26 protein-coding genes are annotated in these 24,685 nt (G+C 66.0%); 13 read left to right on the forward strand and 13 right to left on the reverse strand.

Going from position 1 to position 24,685, the window contains the following annotated elements:
- A partial coding sequence (locus AC1DNG_RS20140; RefSeq protein WP_476888095.1) for a dihydrofolate reductase family protein occupies window positions 1-446 on the reverse strand: 446 nt, incomplete at its 3' end.
- A gap of 234 nt (window positions 447-680) precedes the next feature.
- Entirely contained in the window at window positions 681-1,238 is a 558-nt protein-coding gene (locus AC1DNG_RS20145) for a putative immunity protein (protein ID WP_476888096.1), read from the reverse strand.
- Window positions 1,239-1,560: 322 nt separating this feature from the next.
- Here AC1DNG_RS20145 and AC1DNG_RS20150 point away from each other — a divergent pair, with 322 nt between their 5' ends.
- On the forward strand, window positions 1,561-2,493 hold the full coding sequence (locus AC1DNG_RS20150; RefSeq protein WP_476888097.1) for a hypothetical protein: 933 nt from the start codon (window positions 1,561-1,563) through the stop codon (window positions 2,491-2,493).
- 82 nt (window positions 2,494-2,575) lie between these two features.
- Window positions 2,576-3,070, forward strand: coding sequence for a DUF1801 domain-containing protein (locus AC1DNG_RS20155; protein WP_476888098.1), 495 nt, complete (start codon window positions 2,576-2,578; stop codon window positions 3,068-3,070).
- Window positions 3,071-3,168: 98 nt separating this feature from the next.
- Here the strand turns inward: AC1DNG_RS20155 and AC1DNG_RS20160 are convergent, their stop codons facing one another.
- The gene (locus tag AC1DNG_RS20160) at window positions 3,169-3,810 is read right to left on the reverse strand and encodes an NADPH-dependent F420 reductase (RefSeq protein WP_476888099.1); all 642 of its coding nucleotides are present in this window, start codon (window positions 3,808-3,810) and stop codon (window positions 3,169-3,171) included.
- A gap of 147 nt (window positions 3,811-3,957) precedes the next feature.
- Window positions 3,958-4,548 carry a TetR/AcrR family transcriptional regulator gene (locus AC1DNG_RS20165; protein ID WP_476888100.1) on the reverse strand — a complete coding sequence of 197 codons (591 nt, stop codon included), beginning with the start codon at window positions 4,546-4,548 and terminating at the stop codon, window positions 3,958-3,960.
- A gap of 86 nt (window positions 4,549-4,634) precedes the next feature.
- Here AC1DNG_RS20165 and AC1DNG_RS20170 point away from each other — a divergent pair, with 86 nt between their 5' ends.
- Window positions 4,635-4,976 carry a hypothetical protein gene (locus tag AC1DNG_RS20170; RefSeq protein ID WP_476888101.1) on the forward strand — a complete coding sequence of 114 codons (342 nt, stop codon included), beginning with the start codon at window positions 4,635-4,637 and terminating at the stop codon, window positions 4,974-4,976.
- Between the two features lie 22 nt (window positions 4,977-4,998).
- Here AC1DNG_RS20170 and AC1DNG_RS20175 read toward each other — a convergent pair whose 3' ends face one another.
- The 3 genes from AC1DNG_RS20175 to AC1DNG_RS20185 form a co-directional block, all read right to left on the reverse strand.
- Window positions 4,999-6,195 carry a luciferase domain-containing protein gene (locus AC1DNG_RS20175; protein ID WP_476888102.1) on the reverse strand — a complete coding sequence of 399 codons (1,197 nt, stop codon included), beginning with the start codon at window positions 6,193-6,195 and terminating at the stop codon, window positions 4,999-5,001.
- A gap of 154 nt (window positions 6,196-6,349) precedes the next feature.
- Window positions 6,350-7,333, reverse strand: coding sequence for a zinc-binding alcohol dehydrogenase family protein (locus AC1DNG_RS20180; protein ID WP_476888103.1), 984 nt, complete (start codon window positions 7,331-7,333; stop codon window positions 6,350-6,352).
- Window positions 7,330-7,833 carry a MarR family winged helix-turn-helix transcriptional regulator gene (locus tag AC1DNG_RS20185; RefSeq protein ID WP_476888104.1) on the reverse strand — a complete coding sequence of 168 codons (504 nt, stop codon included), beginning with the start codon at window positions 7,831-7,833 and terminating at the stop codon, window positions 7,330-7,332. Before AC1DNG_RS20185 ends, AC1DNG_RS20180 begins: the two co-directional genes overlap by 4 nt.
- A 165-nt stretch (window positions 7,834-7,998) precedes the next feature.
- Between AC1DNG_RS20185 and AC1DNG_RS20190 the strand changes: the two genes are divergently transcribed.
- The 9 genes from AC1DNG_RS20190 to AC1DNG_RS20230 all read left to right on the forward strand — a co-directional run bounded on the left by AC1DNG_RS20190 (window position 7,999) and on the right by AC1DNG_RS20230 (window position 18,097).
- Window positions 7,999-8,793: an IclR family transcriptional regulator gene (locus AC1DNG_RS20190; protein ID WP_476888105.1), complete on the forward strand. Its 795-nt coding sequence runs from the start codon at window positions 7,999-8,001 to the stop codon at window positions 8,791-8,793.
- A gap of 151 nt (window positions 8,794-8,944) precedes the next feature.
- On the forward strand, window positions 8,945-10,222 hold the full coding sequence (locus AC1DNG_RS20195; RefSeq protein ID WP_476888106.1) for a cytochrome P450: 1,278 nt from the start codon (window positions 8,945-8,947) through the stop codon (window positions 10,220-10,222).
- Window positions 10,223-10,227: 5 nt separating this feature from the next.
- Window positions 10,228-11,421 carry a PEP/pyruvate-binding domain-containing protein gene (locus tag AC1DNG_RS20200; RefSeq protein ID WP_476888107.1) on the forward strand — a complete coding sequence of 398 codons (1,194 nt, stop codon included), beginning with the start codon at window positions 10,228-10,230 and terminating at the stop codon, window positions 11,419-11,421.
- Between the two features lie 68 nt (window positions 11,422-11,489).
- On the forward strand, window positions 11,490-13,367 hold the full coding sequence (locus AC1DNG_RS20205) for a PEP-utilizing enzyme (protein ID WP_476888108.1): 1,878 nt from the start codon (window positions 11,490-11,492) through the stop codon (window positions 13,365-13,367).
- Window positions 13,360-14,121 (forward strand): SDR family NAD(P)-dependent oxidoreductase, encoded by a 762-nt coding sequence (locus AC1DNG_RS20210; RefSeq protein ID WP_476858717.1) that lies wholly within the window; start codon window positions 13,360-13,362, stop codon window positions 14,119-14,121. The genes AC1DNG_RS20205 and AC1DNG_RS20210 overlap by 8 nt, the downstream gene beginning before the upstream one ends.
- Before the next feature lie 47 nt (window positions 14,122-14,168).
- A complete protein-coding gene (locus AC1DNG_RS20215) occupies window positions 14,169-14,489 on the forward strand; it encodes a 2Fe-2S iron-sulfur cluster-binding protein (protein WP_476888109.1) in 321 nt (106 codons plus the stop codon).
- A 2-nt stretch (window positions 14,490-14,491) separates the two neighbouring features.
- The gene (locus AC1DNG_RS20220; RefSeq protein ID WP_476888110.1) at window positions 14,492-15,805 is read left to right on the forward strand and encodes an NAD(P)/FAD-dependent oxidoreductase; all 1,314 of its coding nucleotides are present in this window, start codon (window positions 14,492-14,494) and stop codon (window positions 15,803-15,805) included.
- Window positions 15,806-15,845: 40 nt separating this feature from the next.
- Window positions 15,846-16,583 carry an HD domain-containing protein gene (locus AC1DNG_RS20225; protein WP_476874268.1) on the forward strand — a complete coding sequence of 246 codons (738 nt, stop codon included), beginning with the start codon at window positions 15,846-15,848 and terminating at the stop codon, window positions 16,581-16,583.
- Between the two features lie 65 nt (window positions 16,584-16,648).
- A complete protein-coding gene (locus AC1DNG_RS20230; protein WP_476888111.1) occupies window positions 16,649-18,097 on the forward strand; it encodes an aldehyde dehydrogenase family protein in 1,449 nt (482 codons plus the stop codon).
- A gap of 53 nt (window positions 18,098-18,150) precedes the next feature.
- Here the strand turns inward: AC1DNG_RS20230 and AC1DNG_RS20235 are convergent, their stop codons facing one another.
- From AC1DNG_RS20235 to ligD, 4 genes are all read right to left on the reverse strand, one after another.
- On the reverse strand, window positions 18,151-18,699 hold the full coding sequence (locus AC1DNG_RS20235) for a TOPRIM nucleotidyl transferase/hydrolase domain-containing protein (protein WP_476888112.1): 549 nt from the start codon (window positions 18,697-18,699) through the stop codon (window positions 18,151-18,153).
- A gap of 62 nt (window positions 18,700-18,761) precedes the next feature.
- Window positions 18,762-19,787, reverse strand: a complete 1,026-nt coding sequence (locus AC1DNG_RS20240; RefSeq protein ID WP_476888113.1) for an NADPH:quinone reductase — start codon at window positions 19,785-19,787, stop codon at window positions 18,762-18,764.
- Window positions 19,788-19,938: 151 nt separating this feature from the next.
- Window positions 19,939-20,751, reverse strand: coding sequence for an MBL fold metallo-hydrolase (locus AC1DNG_RS20245; RefSeq protein WP_476888114.1), 813 nt, complete (start codon window positions 20,749-20,751; stop codon window positions 19,939-19,941).
- A 524-nt stretch (window positions 20,752-21,275) separates the two neighbouring features.
- Window positions 21,276-22,520, reverse strand: a complete 1,245-nt coding sequence (gene ligD, locus AC1DNG_RS20250) for a non-homologous end-joining DNA ligase (RefSeq protein WP_476874272.1) — start codon at window positions 22,518-22,520, stop codon at window positions 21,276-21,278.
- A 48-nt stretch (window positions 22,521-22,568) separates the two neighbouring features.
- Between ligD and AC1DNG_RS20255 the strand changes: the two genes are divergently transcribed.
- Window positions 22,569-22,961: a VOC family protein gene (locus tag AC1DNG_RS20255; RefSeq protein ID WP_230009733.1), complete on the forward strand. Its 393-nt coding sequence runs from the start codon at window positions 22,569-22,571 to the stop codon at window positions 22,959-22,961.
- A gap of 31 nt (window positions 22,962-22,992) precedes the next feature.
- Here AC1DNG_RS20255 and AC1DNG_RS20260 read toward each other — a convergent pair whose 3' ends face one another.
- Together AC1DNG_RS20260 and AC1DNG_RS20265 are read right to left on the reverse strand one after the other, a co-directional pair.
- Entirely contained in the window at window positions 22,993-23,454 is a 462-nt protein-coding gene (locus tag AC1DNG_RS20260; protein WP_476858709.1) for a hypothetical protein, read from the reverse strand.
- A 95-nt stretch (window positions 23,455-23,549) separates the two neighbouring features.
- Complete coding sequence (locus AC1DNG_RS20265; RefSeq protein WP_476888115.1) at window positions 23,550-24,587, reverse strand: LacI family DNA-binding transcriptional regulator; 1,038 nt, start codon at window positions 24,585-24,587, stop codon at window positions 23,550-23,552.
- Between the last annotated feature and the right edge of the window lie 98 nt (window positions 24,588-24,685).

Consider the following 24,685-nt stretch of genomic DNA (forward strand, 5'->3'; position numbering starts at 1 on the left):
AGTGCCTGCCGGACGGTCGAGGCCCCGCCGGCGATGTCCACGCCGTTGTCCCCGGCGGCCTGGCGCGCTGCGGAGTAGGCCGCGTCGAAGCCCTCGGTGACGAAGTGGAAGGTCGTTCCGCCGTCCATCTGGATCGGGTCGTGTCCGTGATGGGTCAGCACGAACACCGGCGCGTGGTACGGCGGTTCGGCTCCCCACCACCCGGCCCAGTCCTCATCCCAGTCCCCGCGGACCGGGCCGAACATGTTCCGCCCCATCACATACGCACCCCGTGGGCGCATGAGCCACTCGTTCGCGACCTTGTCGGCATCGTTGGCCCGCGGGTCGCCGATGTGCCAGCCGTGCAGCTCCAGCCCCCGCTTGCCCAGGGGGTTCTCGCGGCTCTGGTCCGGCCCGGCGACGAAGCCATCCAGCGAGATCGACATGTGGCAGGTGGTGTCCGGCATCGCGAACCTCCAGAGTGATAGCGACTTGCATGCGGTCGTGGGGATTCTGGGGATCGTAGCAGGTGATGGCATCCTCGACCACCGTCTCCGGCGGCTGGTCCCGACGGTCTCCTCACCCGGGCACGTGGGCCAAGCTGCTGGCTTCCAGGAATCCAGTAGCTGTATCGGATTTTCTGGCAGCACCAGTGCGGGCGGATGGTGTCGCGGTGGGGGACCGGCTTGCGGGCGGCAGATTCAACTGGAGGAGGCAGGCTGGTCGGGGCGGGCCAAGTCGGCCTGGATCGTGCGGATGATCGAGGCGAGGATTCCGGATGCGAGAAGTCCTGGCCCCAGCGGACCGGCGGGATTCGCGCCCAGCGGTGGCAGGCGCCGGAGCGCGGACCGGGCTTCGGCGCTCATGTGCTCGAGTTGCCAGTGGATCTCGTCGTCGTTCGTCTGGGGCCGACCGGGCGCGGCCAGTCCGGCCGCTTTCGCGGCATACGCGGCTGCCCCCAGGGCGTGCGCGCCCATGTGGGCGGCGGCGGCGGCTTGCGTGGCGGACCGGGCGGCAGCCACCGCAGCAGGGCTGGTCACCTCGCGTGCGGCACGGCCGGCCACAAACCGCCGGCGGATCTCGTCGGCGGCACTGAGTTCACCGCGGGCGAAGGCCCGCGCCCGGGCGATGGCGTCGCGGGGGCGATCATCTGCCGGCGCCTCGGCCTCAAATAAAGCCACAACCCGCTCAGCGCAGTCTGCGGCCCAAGTCGCGACGACGCGGCGCTCGGGCTCACTCAGCGTCTGCGGAGAAGCCATATCAGCACCATACACATGCTGTGCAGACCGGTCGGCTTACGGGCAGTGCGATGGACGCGAATCTCGGTCTCGATACGTGGGCACGTCTGGATTCCCGGCCGGAACCCTGGACATGACTTGGGTGTGCCGGACCCGCCCCTAAAGCAATGCCGCCTGTTCCGGCTGGAGGTCTCTACCGGGCGGGTCGCAACCTGGGTTCCCATCGGACTGCGACAGAATCGGAATCGGGTTCAGCCTGTGGGCCCACTGACGGCACCAGAAACTCCCAGGCCGGGCAGTGTCGACTTGAATCGATCGACCGCCACAACGAAAGCGGGTCATTGTGGGCATCTTCAGGAAGAAGTCTCCCGAACCGGAACCGCTTGATTCGCACCTCACGTTCTTCACGATTTCAGGCGCTAACCATTTCCGAACGATCACGCGCGAAGTTTTCGCCGAGATGGGACTCGAAGTCCATGTTCAGCCCGGCCACGCTGTCGATGACTCCGGGCGTGAATTCGGATTTTGGAACGTGGCCGCCGCTTGTGGTGACCAGCCGCAATCCTTGTGGCGGGACCTGATACGCGAACATCTTCAACGCGTTCTGGCGAGCTTCGACGCACCCGATCCGTTCGACATCCTTGCCCCTGCTGATGTAGCGAAGCAGACTTTCGCACGCCTTTATGATGAGGCGAGCATGCCAGGGATCGACGGCTACCCGCACAGGGAGTTCGCGCCGGGCATCGTCGAGATGATCGCGCTCGACCTCCCGGACACGGTTACCGTTTTCAGTCACAACAACGCAAACAAGTTCGGCGGGTTCGAAGCCCTCAGAACCCAGGGTATTGCGAACCTTCGCGGGCTGGCAGTCGAAAAACTCGAAACCCTCCCTGCACCGGGAGGGGGCTCGTTCACGGCTCTGTTAGGTGAATCTGTCTATACCGGGAGCCGGGCTCTACTTCTTCCCGACTTGGCCTCACAACTCATCGGCAAGCGCGTCCGAGAAGAATTCGGCTGGCTCATGAGCGTCCCGAACCGACACCAAGTCGTTTGGCACATCATCGAAGACGCCACCGTCATTCCAGCGGTTAACGGAATGGCCCGATTCGCCGCCATGGGATACAGCGATTCACCTGCACCGGTGAGTCCACACGTCTTTTGGTGGAACGGGACGAGCTACGAGCAACTTACCGAGGTTTCCGACGATGGTGGCCTGGGGATACGAGTAAGTCCAGCATTCCAGGCCGTCCTGGAATCGATAACTGCGGACAGTTAGAGACTTCGCCGAAGAGCCTGATACGGCTCGCGAGAAAACGGTTGTGGTTCCGTCTCGCGATGGGTGAGGAATAATACCCTCCATGACCAGCGGGGAGATCGGTAAGAGGGAAGCCCAAAAGCCGGCAACGCGCACCGGTGCGCGTGTTGACGTCGCCCCAACTCTGCCGGAATCCATAACCGGCAGGGCAAGCCCGGCAAAAGCGGCGGTCGGCGACAAGCCAGTCTTCGCATATATCGCCAGCCTGCCACAGCCGCAGCGGGGCATCGCCGAAACGGTCGATGCTTTGGCGGCAAAGACGCTGCCCAGCCTCCGGCGCTCAGTGAAGTGGGGCATGTCCTACTACGGAGTCGGCGACGGGTGGTGCTTCAGCTGCGGCGGTTTTGCTGGCCATGTGAAGCTCATGTTTGTGAATGGCGCCGCGCTCGAGCCTGTACCTCCGGTGACACCGGTGGGGATGGGCAAGTCGACTCGGGGTGTGGAGCTCAAATCCATGGACGACGTCGACGAACGCCAGATCGCGGCGTGGATGAAGCAGGTCGCGTCCGTGCCGGGTGTCGGAGGCAAGAAGCGTTGAACCGGAGGCCTGCCGCCGAGGCAAACAAGAGCACGACGGCGGATCCGGCCCGCCGTCGTGCTCTTGCGTCTATTTCTTGACGCCTATCGCAGTCCGGGTTACTTGGTGACCTGAAGTCCGGTGTCCCAGTTGAAGTCGGCGAACTCGGGGTTGGCCTGCATGGTCATGAGGACGAACTGGAAGCCTTCGAGTTCCCGGGAGCGCTTGAGCGGACCGACCACCAGGGGGCGCATGCCGCCGGCGCTGACGAAGCTGCTCACGGCGGCGGTGGCGTCCGCCTTGTCGCCGGCGATGAAGACGTCCAGGGGCTGTCCGCCTGACTCTCCGGCGACGAGGGTGCCGGCGAAGGTGGTGTTGAACGCCTTGACCACGTTGGCGCCTGCGGGGGCAAGCTGCGCAATTTCTTCGGCGGCGGAGGTGCCGGGCTCGACGACCAGGGAGTCGAAGGTCTCGAAGTTCACCGGGTTGGTGATGTCGACGATGGTCTTGCCGGTCAGGGCCTCGCCGTAGGCGCTGACGACGTTCTTGGCGGCGTCGAACGGGACAGCGAGGACCACGATGGCGCCCTGCGGGGCCTCGGCGGTGGTCCCGAAGGTGACGCCGGCGCCGAGTTTGGCGGCCAGTTCCTGCGCTTTGGTGATGTCCTGTCCGAGGATTTCCACGGTCAGGCCGCCGGCGAGTGCTCGGGTGGCGATGCCGCGGGCCATGTTGCCGTTGCCGATGATGGTGAGGTTCGTCATGGGTGTCTTCTTTCCGAATATGCGGGCCAGGAGGGTTTTCATCAGATTCTGTTCTCTTGGGGGAGTGATGCTTGAAGCTACAACTAAATGTACGTCAGGAAAGTTGAAGCGTCAATTAGTTTTTCGAACGGAACGGAGTATTCGCGCCTATGACGGCCGCTGGGCCGTATCCACGGCATCTTGAGCGAGCAGTTCGCCGGTGCGCACGATGGACGCGCGCCTGCGCTCTGCGTCCGGCGGTCCGGTGATCACGAGGGGGACATTCGGGCTCGCGACCCAGGCGTGGCACAGTGTGACGACGGTCAGGAGCAGGTCTTCCGCCGCGGCCTCGCTCAAGGCCGGAAGGGCATTCCGGACCTCGGTGACTTTGTTCGCCGAGCGGAGGGTGCGGGCCTCGGCTCCTACCGGATGTCCCTGCTCAAGCCCCTCCCAAAGGGTAAGGCGTGCGAGGCTGGGACGGCTCCTGGAAAAATCAAAGTACCGTCCCGCGAAATCTCCGATCGCACCAGGACCCATGCCGGCGACCGGAAGGTCGTCCAGGGCGGTGACGAGTTCGCGTGTGAGCGCCGCTTCAAAGAGTCCGGCCTTGCCGCCAAAGTAGAAGTAGATCCGTTCGCGGTTGCACCCGGAGATCCGCGAAATCTGATGGATGCGCGCACCGGAGAAGCCCCGATCAGAGAACTCGGTAATTGCGGCATCGAGGATTTTCTTCCGCGTCGCATCAGTGTCCCAGGCCATGGCCCCCATCATAACTCCAACCGTTTGTTTGCTTTCGCGAAACAGCACGCAGTAGCATCAATTCCAACCATACGTTTGGAGATTGAGTGGAACACGAGGGTAAGGCGCTAGCGGCCGATGAAACGGATGCGCATCATCACCGAACCGTCGGTGTGGCATCGGTCCATGTGAGGGCTGCTGTCACCTGGGTGGCGATCTTTCCGCTGGCCGCAATCGGGATGAGTATTTTGGCCGCTTTGGCGCCGGGGTGGCCAGCGATCCTGCGCGCTTTCACGCTCACTCTTGTGGTCGTTCCCATTGCCGTCTACTTCGCCGTTCCCCGCCTTCTCCTGCTCCAGGCGAAGCTGGGCCACGTTGCCACGCGCACTCGGGCGCGGCACAATGCGAAACGCCATGCGCGGGTTCGCAAGCCACGCCGGGGTGCATGATCGGGGCCGGCCTGCCGGAACGTTACAACCTGTGGGCGTCGGGGCCTGTGGCGCAGGCGTGACTGGTCTCTACCATTGCAGCGACCACGTGCAGCTCATTCTCGTCGCGGGGCCCGTAGACCATGACCATGCCTCGAGCCAGCCGGATGCCGGCCAGCGGGTGGGCCACTGCCCAGCCCTTGGCGATTGCGTCCGCGGCCAGTTGGGGCGGCAGGGCCAGGTGGAGGGAGCCGTCGTGGGGCGGGTGCTGGTGGGCAAACTCCCCGGCTGAGGGGACCAGGAACGCATCCTCGGGAGCGTCAGGTTCCGGCTTTATCATCAGGCCCCGCGCGCCTGAAACGGAGATAACGGACTGCGAAGTCGAGACTCCGGCGAGCGAACTGATCCTGGCGAACAACTTTTCCTGAAGGTCCACTGGCGCATTGTCACTGCGCTGTTCCTGCGGGATTGTCCATGACACGTTGGGACGCTGACCGGCCCTGCGGGGAAGAGTGCCGTCCGGCAGGGCCGACCAGCGTCCGCCGGTGGTACCTTCATCCGCTCCGGAACGAGCCAGGAACGACAGTCGCTCGTGGATCCAGCCCCCGAGTTCACGGAGCGTCTGGCCGCTGATTTGGTGCCCTCCGGGGTCGCGGCGGCCGTAGGCGGCGGCGGCGGAATCCGTCAGCAAGTAATTCCAGGTGCGGTCCAGCAGTTCCGTCGGGATGACTTTGTCCTGATCGCCCTGAGCGACGAAAACCGGAAGGCCTGCCAGCCGGGCCGGCGTGACCGGGACACCGGCGTCGAACGGCAAGGTGCCGTACAGAATAGCCGCACCGGAGAATCGTTGCGGATCTGCAAGGACCAGTCCGCCAGCGAATGCTGCACCCCCGCTGAAGCCGACGAGCACGACCGGCCGGCCTGCGGGGGCGACAGCATCGAGCCAGGTTCGGAACCACGCCATGGATGCCGTCAGCGACTCGGTAACCGGACGGCCAATGCCACGGTTGGCAAACCATGCATAGCCGCCGCCCTCTGCGATCGGCGCCCGGACGGCGGCATAGGCGGGGCCGGGCGGCAGGTGGTCGGCGAGGGCAATGATCTCGCGCTCGCTTGAGCCCCGGCCGTGCAACAGCACCACCAGGGGAGCCGCAGGGTCGGACGACCCGGCCGTCGTCGTCACTGCCGAGGTGCCCGGGTGATGGCCGTCAAGATCGGTGGACTTCTCGGAGATGCGCATGAATGCTCCTGTTCGGGGGTGTTGGGCACAATAAGTTTTCTCTTGAAGCTTCAACGATTATTGCGCGTCGCATATTCCCCCAGCGACTGTTGCGAATCAGCGGGGCGTCGCAACAGGGTTGGGGGGACGTAGCATTCGCTTCCGGCTGTGGGTCTTACGTGGTGACGACGAGTTTGCCGCTGACGCGGTTTTCCTCCATGTCCGTGTGGGCCTGGACGATGTTATCGAGGGTGTAGACCTTGCCGATGGGTACCATCGCGGTGCCGTCACTGACAGCCTGCAGGAATTCCTGGAGCACCCCGCCGGGGAGGTCGGGGGCGCCGCCTGTGTAGGAGGTGAGACGGACGCCCCGCGGAATGTAGTCAATCGGATAGAAGTCCGGTACTGTCCACTGGTTTGAGAGCATCCCGGTGAAGCAGACGACGCCGTGGACCCGGGTGGCGCGCAACGTGTCGGGCAGCGTGGGGATGCCGACGAGTTCGAGGGCGGCGTCCACGCCGCCCGGAACAATGCGGCGCACGGCAGTGGCGAGGTCGCCGTCGTCGATCAGGACATGATCGACGCCGATCGAGGCGAGCGCTTCCCGCCTGGCTTCGTCACGCGTTGAGGCCAGGACGGTGAGCCCGCGGCGCTTGGCAAGTATTGCGGCGGCCATGCCGACGGAGGAGGTTCCGCCGCGGATGAGCAGGCTCTGGCCGGGCTGGACGTCCAGGCCAATGGTGAGGGAGCCGTGGGCGGTCTGAAGCATCTCAGGGATGGCGCCGATGACGGACCAGGGCAGCTCTGATTCGAAGGCAATGACCTGCCGGGCCGGCACGCACGTGTACTCGGCATAGCCGCCGTCGAACACGCGGCCCATGCCGCCCATCAGGGTGGCGACCTTCTGCCCGGTGCGGAACTCGCCGCCGGGGGAGTCGGCCACCTCTCCGACAGCTTCGATCCCGGGCACGCGCGGGAACGTGACGCCCTCGGCCAGGCCCAGGCGGGTGTGCAGTTCCGAGCGGTTGAGCCCGAAGGCCCGGACCCGGATGAGCACCTGGCCCGGCAGTGGCACGGGGATGGGCAGGTCGCGAATGACCAGCGCCTCGGCCGGCCCTGGGCCGTCCAGCACAACGGCCCGCATGGTGCCGCCGCTCACTGACCGGCCGCCTTGGAGTTGAGCGCCGTGGAGTGCAGCGCCTTGGAGTCCACGGAGGGCCGCTGGGCGCTGCGGACCCGTGTCAGGAGGTCCAGCAGGGTGGTGGTCTCCTGCGGACTCAGGGCCGGGGTGAACCAGCGCGCGAGTTCGGCCTCGATCACTGCGCGTCCCCGAGCGACCACCGCGGCACCCGCCGCCGTGAGGTCAAGGAGTGAGGAGCGCCGGTCGCCCGGGTTCATCTTCCGCGAGCAGTACCCGGCCGCCTCAACACGGTCAACCAGCTTGCTGGCGCCGCCCACGGTTATGGCCAGCGCCGACGCGATGTCGAACACCCTGCACGTGCCAAGGGAGGAGACAACGACCATCGCCTCGAACCTGCCGAGGGGAAGTCCGCATTCCTGGCGCAGGCGGGCGTCGACCGCATCCCACAGCTCGGTTTCCAGCCGGGTCAGTGCGCTGAAGAGGGGATAGAAGTCAGTCTGGCCAGTTCTGGTGTCCATGGATCAAGATTAGCATTTGGATTCCATGGAAGATACTTCCCCGGATTCTACTTACCGGCCGGCTGCAGCTCTTTGGCGGACTCGTGTGCTCCTGCTCGAGGGCTAGACTCTGATCGGACGTCCCGGCGACCATCGACGATGGGCGAATATCGCAGAGGAGCCTTGATGGCTGGCGGCAGCAGTGAGCCCGGTAGGACTGTGACCTCGAAGGTGCTCTCCATCCTGGAAGCCTTCGAAAAGTCCCGGGGTGCCCTCAGCCTGACGGAAATCGCGGAAAAATCCGGGCTGCCCCTGAGCACCGCCCACCGGCTTGTCAACGAGCTCACGGACTGGGGATTACTTTCCCGCGAGCCCAACGGCCGCTATCAGCTGGGCATCCGCCTCTGGGAGCTTGCCCAGAACACCGGGCGGCAGCTCCGCGACGCGGCGCGCCCATACATCCAGGATCTTTTCTCCCTCACGGGCGAAACCGCGCACCTGGCCGTCCGGTCCGGCCACGAGGTGCTGTACATCGACCGCGTCTACGGCTCCAAGCGCCTGCCCCGAGCTTCCCGCGTCGGCGGACGCCTGCCCATGCACGCGACCGCCGTCGGGAAGGTCCTCCTGGCCTTCGAGGAGGATTGGGTCCGCGACGCCTACCTGAACCGGCAGCTCGAGCGGCACACCGCGCACACCCACGTTGACCCGAGAAAACTGGCCGCCGAACTGACCCAGATCCGGGAGCAGGGCTACGCCACTACGCTCGAGGAAGTCCGGCTGGGCTCGTGCTCCATCGCCGTCCCGGTCTTCCACACCGGCAGAATCGGCGCCGCGATCGGCCTGGTGCTTCCCACGAGCCAGGCCGCCACGATGAGCCGCCACCTTCCCGTCCTGAGGGGCATCTCGGCGCAGATCGAACGCGCCACCGCGCGGATCCCGTTGGAGACGCTGCTGGGTAGCCACGCCGCGGGATCGGACTAGTCCGAATCCTGCAGCTGCAGGCCCGCGGCAAAGTGGCTTCCGCTCAGTGGAAGCCATTCCTGCCATCCCGAGGTGACGGGGGCCACACTGGTGGAAGAACCCCCGGCATGCACTGCTGCTGTCAGCGGGACCGGAAAACCAAGGAGCCCAGATGTCATCGTCGACTGAAACGGCCGGCCGCTGTCCCTTCGGACACGGCGCCGAAGCCCCTACGGGGCACCACGGCTACGAGCCGTTCCAGATGAAGGATCCCTTCGCCGCCTACGCCGAACTCCGGGCCGAGCAGCCCGTGATGTTCGACGAGCGGATCGGCCTCTATGTCGTCTCCCGATATGACGACATCAAGGCCGTCTTTGAAGACTGGGAGACTTTCTCCAGCGAAAACGCCCAGGCGCCTGTCCGCGAACGCGGTGCCGCGGCCAAGAAGATCATGGACGACGGCGGCTTCACCGCCTACTCGGGCCTCTCCGCCCGCCGCCCGCCGGAGCACACCCGCATCCGCGCCGTGGTGCAGAAGGCCTTCACCCCCCGCCGCTACAAGGCTCTGGAACCGTTCATCCGGCAAAACGTCGTCGTACTGCTTGAAGAAATGCTGGCCCGGCCGGAAGGCCGCGGCGACATGGTCAAGGACCTTGCTTACGACGTCCCCACCATCACCATCCTCACCCTGATCGGCGCAGACGTAGCCCAGGTCGACACCTTCAAGCGCTGGAGCGATTCCCGCGCCGCCATGACGTGGGGCGACCTCACTGACGACGAACAGATCCCGCACGCCCACAACCTGGTGGAGTACTGGCAGGAATGCCTCCGGCTAGTCAGGGTGGCTCACGAGGAAGGCGGCGACAACCTCACCGCGGACCTGGTCAAAGCGCAGCAGGACGGCGCCGAAATCTCCGACCACGAGGTCGCTTCCGTCCTCTATAGCCTGCTCTTCGCCGGCCACGAGACCACCACCACGCTGATCTCCAACGCCCTCCGCGAACTCCTGGCCCGCCCCGAGCAGTGGAAGCAGCTGGTGGAGGACCCGAAAAAAATTCCCGCCGCCATCGACGAGGTCCTGCGCTACGCCGGCTCGATCGTCGGCTGGCGCCGCAAGGCCCTCAAGGACGCTGAAGTTGGCGGCGTCGCCATCGAAGAAGGCGCACAGTTGCTGCTCCTCATGGGCTCAGCCAACCGGGATGACACCAAGTTCGACGCCGGCGAGGACTTCGACATCACCCGCCCCAACGCCCGCGAGCACCTGTCCTTCGGGTTTGGCATCCACTACTGCCTGGGCAACATGCTCGCCAAGCTCCAGGCCAAGATCGCCCTCGAGGAAGTGGTCCGGCTCGTCCCGGAGCTGCAGCTGGAGCATCCGGAAACCATCTCCTTCCGGGAGAACCTCTCCTTCCGCGTCCCCGAGACCGTCCCCGTCACCTGGAAGGCCTGAGAAATATGCATAGCAACGAATACGTCCAGTTCTTCGACGGCGGCATCGAACCGAAGCTCGAAAACCTTGGCGGCAAGGGCGCCTCCCTGGTCACCATGACCTCCGCCGGCATGCCCGTCCCGCCCGGCTTCGTGGTCACCACCGCGCAGTTCGATGCCTTCATGGAGGAAGCCGGGATCACCCGGGACATCCACCAGCTCCTTGCAGGACTGGACCCCGAAGACATGGGCCAGGTGGATAGGGTGTCCGCCGCGATCCGGGCGGACATCCGCTCCCGCGCGGTGCCTCAGGCCCTGCGCGAGCTCACCGTCGCCGCCTACGAGTCCCTGATGTCCCGCTTTGAGTCGCCGGTCCCGGTGGCCGTTCGCTCCAGCGCCACCGCCGAGGACCTGCCGGACGCCTCCTTCGCCGGCCAGCAGGACACTTACCTCTGGCTCGACGGCGTCAAGGCCGTCACCGAGCACATCCGCCAGTGCTGGGCCTCGCTCTTCACATCCCGCGCCATCATCTACCGGCTCAAGAACAACATCCCCAACGAGGGCCTCTCGATGGCGGTCGTGGTGCAGAAGATGGTCAACGCACGGGTCTCCGGCGTCGCCATCACCATGGACCCCACCAACGGCGACCGTTCCAAGATCACTATCGACTCCTCCTACGGGGTGGGGGAGATGGTGGTCTCCGGCCAGGTCACGCCGGACAACATCATGCTGGACAAGGTCACGCTGGCGGTCGTCTCCGAACACCTCGGCGACAAGCACGCCGAACTCGTCCCGGACGCTGTTGCCGGCCGCCTGGTGGAGCGGGAGGTCGACGCCGAACGCCGCGGCCGCCGCAGCCTCACCGGCGCCGAGCTCACCGCCGTCGCGCAGATGGCCAAGCGCGCGGAGAAGCACTACAAGTGCCCGCAGGACATCGAGTGGGCCCTCGATGCGGACTTGCCGGACGGGGAGAACCTGCTCCTGCTGCAGTCCCGCCCGGAAACCGTGCACTCCTCGAAGCCTGTTGTCCCATCCTCGGCAGCCGCCGGCGGCTACTTCAGCGGACTCAGCCCCGCCACTTCTGCGGCAGCACCCGCTTCCCCGACAACGCCAGCCACCACGACGCCGGCCATCACGACGCCGGCCGGCCCGGCGCCGTCGTCCGCCACCGGCTTTAGCCTCGGCAGCATCACCGCCTCACTGCTGAAGCCGTCCTTCTAGAACGTTCCGACCCGCTAGTCCGCTACGTCACCCAGGCTCAACGCCGAGCCCGTATTGAAAGGACCGCCATGTCCCTGAAGTCCTTCCCCAAACCCTCCGAGCTCGCGGTCCCCGCCGGGGCCGAGGGCTGGGAAAAGATCTACCCGTACTATCTGGTCTTCCAGGACAAGCTCAAGGAGCAGGAGGACGCCAAGTTCTGGTTCTGCGACAGCCAGCATTGGCCCACCGTGTTCAAGCCCTTCGAGACCATCGGCGGCGAGTTCGCGGTCAAGTGCCTGGGCCAGTACAACGCCCGGCACCTGATGATCCCCAACGCCAACGGCATCGAGTTCCGCGTCCACCTGGGCTACCTCTACATGTCGCCCATCCCGGTCCCGGCGGACCAGATCGCCGCCCGCGTGCCCCTGTTCGAACAGCGCGTTGGCCACTACTTCCAGAACTGGGACCAGCTGCTCAAGCAGTGGCACGTCAAGGTCAAGGGCACCATCGACGAGATGGAAACCATTTCCTTCCCCAAGCTCCCGGACCTGGTCCCCATGGAGGACATCCTCTCCGGCAAGGGCAAGGACGGCTCCGAGAAGCTCCTGGAAAGCTACGACCGGCTCATCCAGCTGGCCTACCAGAACTGGCAGTACCACTTCGAGTTCCTCAACCTCGGCTACATCGCCTACCTGGACTTCTTCAACTTCTGCAAGCAGGTGTTCCCCAACATTCCGGACCAGTCCATCGCCACCATGGTGCAGGGCGTGGACATGGAGCTCTTCCGCCCGGATGACGAGCTCAAGCAGCTGGCCAAGCTCGCCGTGGAACTTGGGATCCAGGCCCACTTCAGCAACACCGACGACGTCGAGGCCACCCTGGCTGCCATCGCCGCGGCCCCCGGAGGCAACCGCTGGACGTCCCAGTACGATGCCGCCAAGGACCCGTGGTTCAACTTCACCGTGGGCAACGGCTTCTACGGCCACGACAAGTACTGGAACGAACACCAGGAAATCCCGCTCGGCTACATCGCGGACTACATCCGCCGCGTGGACGAGGGCCAGGAAATCATGCGGCCGGTGGAGGCGCTCATCGCAGAACGCGACCGCATCATCGAGGAATACCGCGAGCTGCTCGAAGGCGAAAATCAGGCCCTCTTCGACGCCAAGCGCGGGCTCGCCGCCACCGCCTACCCGTACGTGGAGAACCACAACTTCTACATCGAGCACTGGACCATGGGCGTCTTCTGGCGCAAGATCCGCGAGCTGTCCCGCATGATGCAGGCCGAGGGTTTCTGGACTGAACCGGACGACCTCCTCTACCTGGGCCGCAACGAGGTCCGCGACGCGCTGTTCGACCTGGTCACGGGCTGGGGCGTCGGTGCCAAGCCGATCGGTCCCGACTACTGGCCGGCAGAGATCGAGCGCCGCCGCGGAATCGTGGACGCGCTCAAGACCGCCCGGCCTGCCCCGGCGCTGAACACCCCGCCGGAATCCATCACCGAACCCTTTACCCGGATGCTGTGGGGCATCACCACCGAGCAGGTCCAGCAGTGGCTGGGCGCCGGCGAGGAAGTGGAGGGCGGGGGCCTGCGCGGCATGGCTGCCTCGCCGGGCGTGGTGGAGGGCCTGGCCCGCGTCATCACCGACGCGGACCAGCTCTCCGAGGTCCAGCAGGGCGAGATCCTGGTGGCCACCGTCACCGCGCCGTCCTGGGGCCCGATCTTCGGCAAGATCAAGGCCACGGTCACGGACATCGGCGGCATGATGAGCCACGCGGCCATCGTCTGCCGGGAGTACGGTCTTCCGGCGGTGACCGGAACGGGTTCCGCCTCCACCACCATCAAGACCGGCCAGCGGCTGCGGGTGGACGGCACCAAGGGCACCGTGCAGATCCTCGATGCCGACCAACCGGAGCTCCTGGCGACCGGACCCGGCGCCCACGCCCACAGCCACAGTCATGTCTGAGCTGAACGCGCCGGCTGCAAGGACCGTCCTGATCACCGGTGCCGCCGGCGGGCTGGGCCGGGCGTTTGCGCTCGGCTTTGCCGGCCGCGGGTACCGCGTGGCGGTCGCCGACATCAACCTCGAGGGCGCTGAGCAGACGGCCAAACTGGTCCGCGAACTCGGCGCCGAGGCCGCCGCCTTCCCGGCGGACGTCACCAGCGTGGACTCCACTGAGATCCTCGCACGGGACTGCGCGGACTTCGGGAACGGAAGCATCGACGTCGTCCTCAACAACGCGGCGGTGTACGCGGGGGTGACCCGCAGCCCGTTCGAGGACATCGACCCGGCCGAATGGGACCTGGTGATGAACGTCAACCTCAAGGGCCCCTGGCTCGTGACCCGCGCGGCGAGCCCGTACCTGCCCGAGGGCGGGCGCGTCATCAACCTCTCCAGCGCCACCATCTTCAGCGGCTCGGAACAGTGGCTCCACTACGTCGCGTCCAAGGGCGGCGTGGTGGCCCTGACCCGGGTGATGGCCAAGGAACTGGGGCGCCGGGGGATCACGGTCAACGCGATCGCCCCCGGCTTCACGCTCACCGAAGCCAGCTACGGCCTGATGGAGAACGCCGAGAACTACGGTGTGGACCGTGGGGCCATCAAGCGGGCCAGCCAGCCCGAGGACATCGTGGGCGCGGCCCTCTTCCTGGCTGGGCCGGACAGTTCCTACTACACGGGCCAGACCATGGTGGTGGACGGCGGCCGCCAGTTCATCTGAGGCGCTCCCTTGCCTGCCATCATCCGATTCAACCTAAGGAGAACCACATGCCAACGGTTCATTTCACCGACGCCGAGGGCGCTGTCCGCGACGTCCAGGGAAACCCCGGCGATTCAGTCATGGAAACGGCCGTCCGCAACGGCGTCCCCGGGATCGTCGCCGAATGCGGCGGCTCATTGTCCTGCGCTACCTGCCATGTCTTCGTCCGCGAGGACTGCCTTTCGCAGCTTCCGCCGATGGAGGACATGGAAGACGAAATGCTCTACGGCACCGCCGTCGACCGTGAGGACAACTCGCGGCTGTCCTGCCAGCTCCGGCTCACGGACACGGTGGAGCTGTTCGTCACCACCCCGGAAACCCAGGTGTAGCCGTGGGCGCGGAAGCAATGGAGCAGGCAACTGACACCCTCGTCGCGGAGCAAAGCACTCCAACGCGCACAGGGCTCCTAATCATCGGCGCCAGCCAGTCCGGGGTCCAGCTTGCTGTATCGCTGCGGGCACTCGGCTTCGACGAACACATCACCCTGCTCGGCGACGAGGACCACCGACCCTACCAGCGCCCGGCCCTGTCCAAGGAGTTCCTGCAGGGCACGGTAGAGAGCGAATCACTGATCTTCCGCTCCAACGATTACTGGGCCGGACACAACGTGGCCCTGGTCAAGGGCGAATACATCGTCCGGATCGACAAGGAACCCGACGGCTCCGGGGTCGCGCATTCTTCCGCCGGAAAACAGTTCCCTTTCAAGCGGCTGGCGCTCACGGTCGGCGCCCGGGCCCGCAAGCTGGAGATTGAGGGCGGGAACCTCGACGGCGTGCTGTACCTCCGCAACGCCGACGACGCGCTGGCACTCAAGGCGCGGGTGGGGGATGCCACGGATGTGGTGGTGATCGGCGGCGGATTCATCGGACTGGAGGCCGCGTCCAGCCTGCGGAAGATGGGCAAGAACGTCACGGTTCTGGAATTCGGTCCGCGGCTCGTTGGCCGGGCCGTGGGAGATGAGACGGCCGCGTACTTCCTGCAGGCGCACCGTTCCCGCGGCCTGGACATCCGGCTCAACACCAGCGCCAAGCGCTTCACAGCCAGCGAGGGCGGTAGCGCGGTCGCCGGCGTCGAACTCCAGGACGGCACAGAGCTCTCCGCGCAGATTGTGCTCGTGGGGATCGGCGTCATTCCCAACACACAGCTGGCCGAACAGCTCGGGCTGACGGTGGACAACGGGATTGTGGTGGACCGCTTCGCGCTCGCCTCGGACGGCACAACGGTGGCGATCGGCGACTGCGCCAACATGCCCAACCCGGTGCCAGGGTCGGAGCCGGGGGAGCGGATCCGGCTGGAAAGCGTCAACAACGCCATCGAACACGCGAAGGTGGCCGCCTACTCGCTGACCGGGCGGCGCGAGGAATACGCCGGGATCCCGTGGTTCTGGTCCAATCAGGCGGACCTCAAGTTGCAGATCGCCGGACTGTGCAACGGCTACGACCAGACGGTACTCCGGCGGGACGAGGACCGCGGGAAGTTCAGCGTCCTGTACTACCGCCAGGGCCAGGTCATCGCCGCGGACTGCGTCAACGCCCCGCTGGACTTCATGGCCGTCAAGAACGCACTGGCAAAGGACCAGAACATCCCTGCCGACGCGGCGGCGGACCCCGCCACGCAACTCAAGACCATCACCACGGACAGCTAACTGCACTCAGACAGTACGCCGGCCCACCCGAAGGAGCATTATGAGCACCCCCAAGACTCCGGTCGCAGCCAGCCCCGCCGCTGAACCGGTGGACGTGCCGGCCCAGGCCTTTGCCGCGGAGTACAGCGTCCGGCCTGTTCCCGCGGCTGGTCCGGTAGACACCACCGCGATCTGCAATACCCCGGCTGCCGTTCAGGAACTCGACGCCCTGTGGAAGGCCGTGGTCCATGAGACGCGGACACGCGGAAACGACATCCACTTGCCGATTTCCTTGGCCTACGCCGAACGGCTGTGCCGGGCCTATCCCGGCGCCGACGCTGAACTGGTGCGCGTGGCCACCGTGCTGCACGACACTGGCTGGGCCCACGTTGATGAATCCCGCATCATATCCGAGGGCTTCACCGGTGACTGGCGGAAGGCCGCCATCCGCTACGAACACGAGCAGCAGGGCTGCGACGTGGCCCGCCGGGTGCTCCCCGCCCTGGGATACTCCACCGAATTCATTGAGCGCGTCTGCGAGATCATCGACGGCCACGACACCCGGCCGGTGGCCCGGTCCCTGGAAGACGCCCTGATGCGCGATGCCGACAGGCTATGGCGCTTCGACCGCGCCGGGATCGCCCTCGCCTCCTCGTGGTTCGCCATGGACCCGGCCACGTACACCGACAGGCTGGCCACCGAGATCCTGCCCGAACTCATCACCCAGGCCGCGCACGATATGGCCGCCGCGGACCTAAACCGATCCAACGCCCTTCTTAAGACGGCGGTGATCCGATGACCTCCGCCACGCATGATGCTCCTGCCCTGGTAGCCCGGACGGAGCTGTCCCTGCCGCATACGCATGTGGATACGATCTTTGTCGACGGCGCGTGGCAGCCTTCGCGGGGCACCGGCCGCAACCCGGTGACCGACCCCGCTACGGGCGAAGTGTGGGGCTCGGTGCCGGACGGAACGCCGGAAGACCTGGACGCCGCCGTCGGCTCTGCCCAGCGTGCCTTTCAGGGCGAGTGGCCCCGGCTTACCCCGTCTGAGCGCGCCAGCTACCTTCTCCGGATCGCTGAGGAGGTGGAGAATCGGGCTCAGGAGCTTGCCCTGACGAACTCGCGGGAAAACGGCTCACCGGTGTCCGAATCCGCCGGGGCGGCAGCCAACGCGGCCGGTATCTTCCGGTACTTCGCCACCCTCGCCGAGTACCTTGAGCATGAGGATGTCCGCCCCTTCCCGCGCGGCGGCGGCGAGTCAGTAGTGCGGCGCGACCCGCTGGGAGTCTGCGCGCTGATCGCGCCGTGGAACTTCCCCATCAACCTGGTGGTCATCAAACTGGCGCCGGCTCTGCTGGCAGGCTGCACCGTGGTGATCAAGCCGGCGTCGCCCACGCCGCTGTCCATCCGGGTGATTATCGAGGCCGTCGCCGCGGCCGGGGTTCCGGCGGGCGTGGTCAACCTGGTAACCGGCTCCGGCCGGCTGGGGGATCAGTTGGTGAAGCACCCGGGCGTCGAAAAGGTGGCGTTCACGGGATCGACGCCGGTGGGCCGGAAAATTGCCGCGGCCTGCGGGGAACTGCTGCGTCCGGTCACGCTGGAGCTGGGCGGGAAGTCCAGCGCCATTGTGCTCCCTGATGCGGATCTGGATGCGATGTCCAAGGTGCTGATCCGGTCGTCGATGCGCAACACCGGCCAGACCTGCTACATCTCGACCCGGATCCTGGCGCCCGCGAGCCGATACGACGAAGTGGTGGAGATGGTCACGGCCACGATTGCGGCCGGAAAGCAGGGTGATCCGCTCGAGGCGGACACTGTGTTCGGCCCTTGCGCAACGGAGTCCCAGTACCGGACCGTGCTGGAGTACGTGGAGTCGGGCCTGGCCGACGGCGCGCGGGCCACCACCGGTGGGCGTGCGGCGTCGTTAGGCGGTGGCCTTGAGGGCGGCTATTTCGTGGAGCCCACAGTCTTCGCCGACGTCACCCCGGAGATGCGGATCTCCCGCGAGGAGATCTTCGGCCCGGTCCTGTGCATCCTAAAATACGACGACGCCGATGGCAGTGTTGACGAGGCCGTCGCGCTGGCGAACAACACCGAGTTCGGGCTCGGCGGTCTGGTGTTCGGGCAGGACGCGGCGGCTGCTCTGAACGCGGCCGACCGGATGGACACGGGATCCGTGGGCATCAACTTCTTCGCCTCCAACCATGCAGCCCCCTTTGGCGGCCGGCACGATTCCGGCCTTGGCACCGAGTACGGGATTGAAGGCCTGAACGCGTACCTGAGCTACAAGTCCATCCACCGCCGCACGTAACTAGCGGGATGCCCCTGACACGGTAAAGGCAGTCGATCCTTTGGGCGGCAGGATCACAGCGGGAATGATGCAACGAGGCGGGCGAGCGGCGGAGGCGCCTTTCCGGCCGGCAAGGCGTCGACCAGCAGTGGCGCGTATCGGATCTTGTTGCCGCTGCGTCCCCCGAAGAACCGGCGCAACTGCGCCGTTATTGGCCGCTCTCGCAGGGACGGCTGGCGTTGGAGGAGCCGGAACGACGCGAGCTCGCCTTGAGCCGCGATGACTTTGAGCACGGCATCGATCCCCAGGCAGCGGATGAGTTCGTCCTCCAGATCGGCGTGGCAGACGTGGAATCCAAGCTCGGCCAGCGCACCGGACCCGATACCTGCCCGGCCGAGCGCGCGGGTGATGCCACGGGATTCCCCTGCATCACACAGGCCTAACAACCGGTGGCCTGCGCCATTCGGTCCGTAGCGGTCGAGGAAGTGGACGATGCTGGTCGCGCCTCCCATCGGCACGACCGACACCCGCAAGTCTGCCAGGTCATGGCCAAGGCGGAAGGCCAGCCTCTCAACCGCCAGCCTGTCACTCTCACCCTCGACCAAAACCGTCGTCGCCTGCATGGAACCAGTATGCCGAACGCATTGCCTGGTCACGGGCTCCTCGCCCGACACGCAGAAGGTGGTCAGGCCGCGGACACGTCGACCAGGACCTTCCCGACGAAGCCTTGTTCTACGGCGTCGTGCGCTGCCGCGGTTTCCTCGAGTCGAAAGCGGGTGAGGGGCAGTCCGTGCTCATCGTCGACCCGCAATGCCCCCGCTTTCAGCGCATCGGCGACGGCGGCGACGGCCGCCGCCTTCTGCAGCTCCGTCACGGTGTACGTGAGGATGAACTGGAATTGGACGTTCTTGCCCATGCTCTCGCGAATGGGAATGGCCAAGGATTCACCGGGGTTGGCAGCATAAATGGAAATGGTTCCGCCCGGCTTCACCACCTTGAGGTCATTGCCGATGTTCGCCGGAGCATTGACGTCGACGATCGTATCAACGCCTCCAGGGGCTGCCTCGCGCACGGCCTGTGGGACGTCGGCAGTGCGGTAGTTGATCACATTGTGCGCGCCGGCCCGGCGGGCAAGTTCAACTTTCCGCTCCCCGCTCACGGTCGCGATGACGGTTGCCCCGGCCCAGCGGGCGAGCTGAATGGCCGCATGCCCGACCGCACCCGCGCCACCGGTGACCAGCACCACCCGCCCTTCCAGGGCGCCCGGCGAAAGCCTGGCCGGGCCGTCCTGGCCGGAGGTCAGTGCACGATGTGCCGTCAGTGCCGGGATCCCCAGGGATGCGCCCGTGTCGAAGGACTCCATCTCTGGAAGGGCAACGGCCTGCGCGGCCGGCACCACCACGTACTCCTGGGCTGTGCCCTCGGTGCCGCCCCAGGCGACGTCCCAGAGCCAAACACGATCGCCGACGGACAGCCCCGGCACGCCGGATCCAAGCTCGTCGATAACGCCGGCACCATCCTGGTTCGGCACTTTTGGTGCCTCCAGCCTGCTTCCGCTCCCGCCGGCGGCCCGGGACTTCCAGTCGGTGGGATTGACCCCGGAGACCACCACCCGGACTCTGACTTGGCCCGGTCCGGGTACCGGCAGTGGCCTGTCCTGGAGGGTCATCACGGACGATGGCCCTGTCTTTTCGTACACGATGGCCTTCACTGTTACTCCGCTTCTTCGGATTCCATTGGGGGAAGGGATGAGAGCGCCGTGAGAACCTGGGGGTTCTCCTGGTCGCCATGATGGCTCGGATACCTCTGACGTCAATTGAGGCGCTTGATCCCACGCTAACGCAAAAGGGGAAATGGGCGGATCAGGTCAAATGGTCGAAGTCGCCGCGCGCCCAAGCAGCGTGCCGTTGGGCGGAATCGTGCAGAATGGCCTTGGCGCCGGACGCGATGACATTGTTGAAGTTGCCGTAGATCCGGTCGAAGTTGAGTTCTCCCAGCTGCGCGGCGATTCGCACTGCCACCGCGCCGGATAGCGGCACGTGGTTAGGGTAGCTGCGCATGAAGGCGATGGAGCGACGGTCTGGATTCGGATACACGCTGTCACCGGTCAGCAAAACTCCTTTGCGGCCGGCGCCTGCTGCCCAGTGCACGACCGCGCTGCCCGGGAAATGGCCCCCGGTCTGGTGCAGGGTCAACCCTTCGGCGATAGGTTGACTGCCGGACCAGTATTTAATGAGCGGATCATTGCGCCCCAGCCATCGCCGGTCTGCATCCGCCACAAGTACGGGGACGCCGCCGAGCCGATGCGACCATTCGACCTGCACACCGAACATGTGTGGATGGCTGGCGGCGATCGCCAGGACCGGGCCCCGCTCGAGCACTGCCTTCGCAGCGCTGTCGTCGACATATCCGACCGGATCCCACAACAGCGAACCCTCGTGTGTCGCCACAAGCTGGGCGGTCTGGCCGATCCCGACTTTTGGCTCTGTCCGGATCCCGACAAGGCCCGGCTCGTTCTCCGTCAACACCGTTTGCTGGCCCTCCTGCGCCAGCCCGTCCAGTGTGAGCCACTTTTGTCCGTCCTCGGGTACATACTGCCGCTCGTCGGTGCAGATCGGGCAGACCCCCGGCGTAGGTTCGTCGCGTTCCACGGCGCAGGTTGCGCAGATCAGCATGGTGGGTCCCTTCTAAGGTCTTGTGTCCTGCTCCTCTTGCCCACCGTAAGCGTGCCCTGCGTCGTCGGGAAGCCTATGCCGCTGTCAACTTCTAACGCGAAAATCTGGCGTTCAGGCCCGGCGTGCACCCCGCCGCGCCTTTTGCCATGTTGGACGGCGGTGATGTGCGGCCGGCCGCGATGGCAGCCGCAAAATGGATCCCGCAACCCGGGTGTGCGTCGAATTGGGTGTCAGGAGCGTCGATACATATTCAGCGCACCGACGGGGACAGCAGGGCGGCTATGACGTTCACCGCATACCAGCCCAATGCCCCAAGTGCACCCAGAACGGCAACGGAAACCACCCAAAATAGGGCCGAGAGTTTCGGCCTCGGCTTCTCATCCATAACAACCACCCCGCAATCAATTGGCATACCTCGGACCGAATCTTGGCTGAACCCCCTTGCGGAAAGCTTGGAATCGAGCAAGCCTCAAGACGCCTGAGCCCCGTCCTTGGTGTCAGGATCCGGTGTCAGGATCCGGCGGTCAGGATCCAGGGCGCCCCGGCCACTCTTTGCCGGCCCAGGGGTCGTAGTCGGCGATGAGCTCCTCCTGCGGCGGACGCTCATTTTCCGGGACGTGTTGCAGGTTCACCCGGACCCGGTACCAGAGCGAACTCGATCCCCGCATTCTGTCGACGAGTACGTCTGCGGGGTGCAGGGCTGATAAGAGGTCCGCATGCCGGGTCTTCCATTCCTCGAGCGCCGCGAGCGCCTCGGGCTTGGTCTTGGTCCGTGCCACCTCGATGAGCGGCATTACCGATTGCCGGCGGCCCAGACCGTCGCCGCCGCGCGGCGGCTTCTCGGCGGGGCCGAGCCCGGCAGCCAGACTGATGAGCCTGTCGAGTGTCCCTGCCGCGTCGTCGATCCCGGCGTGGGGGTCGCCCATCGCCGCGAAGCGCTCAAGCACCGTGGGCACCGTGAATTGTTCCGGCCGGGTGGAGGTAACCTCGTCCCACGTGAGCGGAGTCGAGACCCGGGCGTCGGGCAGGGGCCGGATCGAGTACGCCGATGCCACGGTGCGGTCCTTGGCGTTCTGGTTGAAGTCGACGAACACACTCTCGCCGCGCTCCTCCTTCCACCACCGTGCGGTGGCGAGGCCCGGAGCGCGGTTCTCGACCTCGCGGGCGAGGGTCTCGGCGGCGAGCCGCACGTCGTAGTACGACCACTGAGGCGCGATGCGCACGAGGATGTGAAGTCCCCGCGAACCGCTCGTCTTCGGCCACCCCACCAGTCCGACGTCGTCGAGCACCTCCCGCGCGACATAGGCGACGTCGACGATCTGCGCCCAGTCGACCCCCGGCATCGGGTCGAGGTCGACCCGGAGCTCGTCCGGGTGCTCGAGGTCCTCGGCACGCACGGGGTGCGGGTTGAGGTCCAGGCATCCGAGATTCACGACCCACGCCAAGCCTGCAGCATCCCGGATGACGGCCTCTTCGGCTGATGTTCCGGACGCGTAGTGCAGCGTTGCCGTGTCGATAAAGTCGGGGTGGTTTTCAGGCACGCGTTTCTGAAAGAACGGCTCAGCGCCGATCCCCTTCGGGAAGCGCTTGAGTACCATGGGCCGGCCGCCTGCGCCCCGCAGCGCACCGTCGGCGACGGCGAGGTAGTAGCGGACCAGGTCGAGCTTGGTCAGCCCGGGTTCGGGGAACACCACCTTGTCCGGACTCGAGATGCGAACCTCGTTGCCGGCTATGTTGAGGATCTCGGCGGGGGTCTTCGACGAGTTCATTCCGCCACGCTAGTTCCGGACGGCTGCGCTTGGGAATAGCATTCCGGCATGGACGCCAAGTTATTCGCCTATCTCAGCTACAGTGACGCACCCGCAGCCCTGGACTGGCTCCAGGCCGTGGGATTTGGCGTTATTCAGCGGCACGACGGACCCGCAGGGTCAGTGCTGCACGCCGAGATTTCCATGGGGGAGGCGGTGCTAATGGTGGCAAGTAGCGATGCCGCCTACCAGCGGCCGCCACTTATCGGCCAGTCAACCGGCCAGGGACTATATCTTCTGGTCGAAGACGTCGACGCCTTTCATCAGAAGGCCCTCGCCGCGGGCGGAACCTCAGTGATCGAGCCCGAAGCCACCCAATGGGGCGCCCGGCGCTGCCGGGTGCTCGATCCGCAAGGACAGGAATGGAGCGCCGGCACCTACCAGCCCGGAATAGTCTCGTGATGCGTCCTTGCCTGCCCCCGGGCAGGCGCTTTTAGGTGCCCTCCTGGGTGCCGGTGTCGAAGGGCTTGCCCGCGGCCGGCGGCTTTTCGCCAGGCGTACCTGTTCCGGCCTTGCGCAGCGGATCTACAGTACCTTCCGCGCCGTAGTCACCTTCGGTGTACTGGCCGATTTCCGACCCGGCCGTGCGTCCCGGAGCCGTGCCAGCGCCGCCGTAGTCGGCTGCTACGTAGCGCCCGGATTCCTTGGCTCGGTCTCCCAAGGGTTCGGGCAGGCCGCCCTCCCTGCCGGCCGCACCGTAGTCACCTTGGACGTATTGGCCTTCCTCGTCCTCGGCGTGCCGGCCTCTCTGCACGCCAGCCTTACCGTACGCTCCTTCGACGTACCGGCCCCGGAGCTCCTTATCTTCTGGTTTCACGTCCGCGGGCGCCTGGTCCGCGGGCAATTCGGAGTCGCTGCGGTCTGTCATGATCCTGCCCTCCAGAGACGAATCCATGCGTCTAATCCGGCGCAATTCAAGTCTAGTCAGGGCCACTGCACCACGACAGAGGGCAGCGGCCGCCGGCCGCCCGCCTTGGGTGGCCAAGAGTGTCAGGTGTGGGCGGCGGGAGCGGTGGTGCTTCGAACGACGAGGCGCGGGGCCAGCACTTGGGTACGTGGCTGCAGGGAGGGGTCGGCGATGCGGGCGAGGAGAAGCTCCGCGACGCGGATGCCTACGTCCCGGCTGACGGGGTCGACGGTGGTCAGGGAGACGTGGCGGATCCCGGCGAGATAGGTGTTGTCGTATCCGACCAGTGAGAGTTGTCCCGGCACGCTGATGCCGTGCTCGTCGGCGGCCGAGAGCGCACCGACGGCGAGGATGTCGTTGGCGGCAAAGACCGCTGAGGGGGGCTGGCCGCCGTCGATAAGGCGGCTCATTGCCTCAAAGCCGGAATGCTCGCTCAAGTCCGTTGGTATCACTCGGATGTAGTTCTGCAAGCCGTGGCGGGTCATGGTGTCCCGGTAGGCGTCGGCCCGCACGGTAGCAGAGCCGGTGGGAGCGGTGAGGAAGGCAATGTCGCTGTGGCCGAGACCAATCAGGTGCTCGACGGCCATCCGGGCGCCGGCGGCGTCGTCGTTGGTGACGCGGTCCGCTGCCGGGAGGTCGAAGGCGCGGGTGCCGGCGACGACGGCTGGCGTGAGCAGTGTGGCGCGGGTGAGGTCTTCATCGGCGTTGAAGTCTCCGGCGATGACGAGGCCGTCGACGCGCAATTCCATGAAGGCGGACACCGGGCTTTCCCCTGGGCGGGCCAAATAGCGTGGATCGCCGAGGACCATCCGGAGGTTCTGCTCCCGGAAGATGTTCTGCATGCCGTCGAGCAGCTCCACGAACCAGGGATTGGAGAGGTCGTCCAGCAGCACTCCTACTGTTTGCGTCCGTCCGCTGGCGAGCGAGCGGGCCGCATTGCTGGGCCGGTAGTCGAGTGCGGCTATGGCGATGGCAACAGCTTCCCTCTTTTGTTCACTCACCTTTGGTGAACCCCTCAGCACCAGGGATACGAGTGCGCGAGATACGCCGGCTTCGCGCGCCACATCCTCAATGGTGGCGCGTTTGGCCGCTCCATGCTGGTTCAGTTCGTTCCTGGACAAATGGCCTCCTGCCGGCAAGCGTATCGCGGGAAACACAGCGGTTCCGGCCGCCGCCCCATGGGCAACCGCACCGGTTCCACTGCTGCCTGACGCCGGCC

It is taken from the genome of Arthrobacter sp. 01T425 (genome assembly GCF_056398725.1).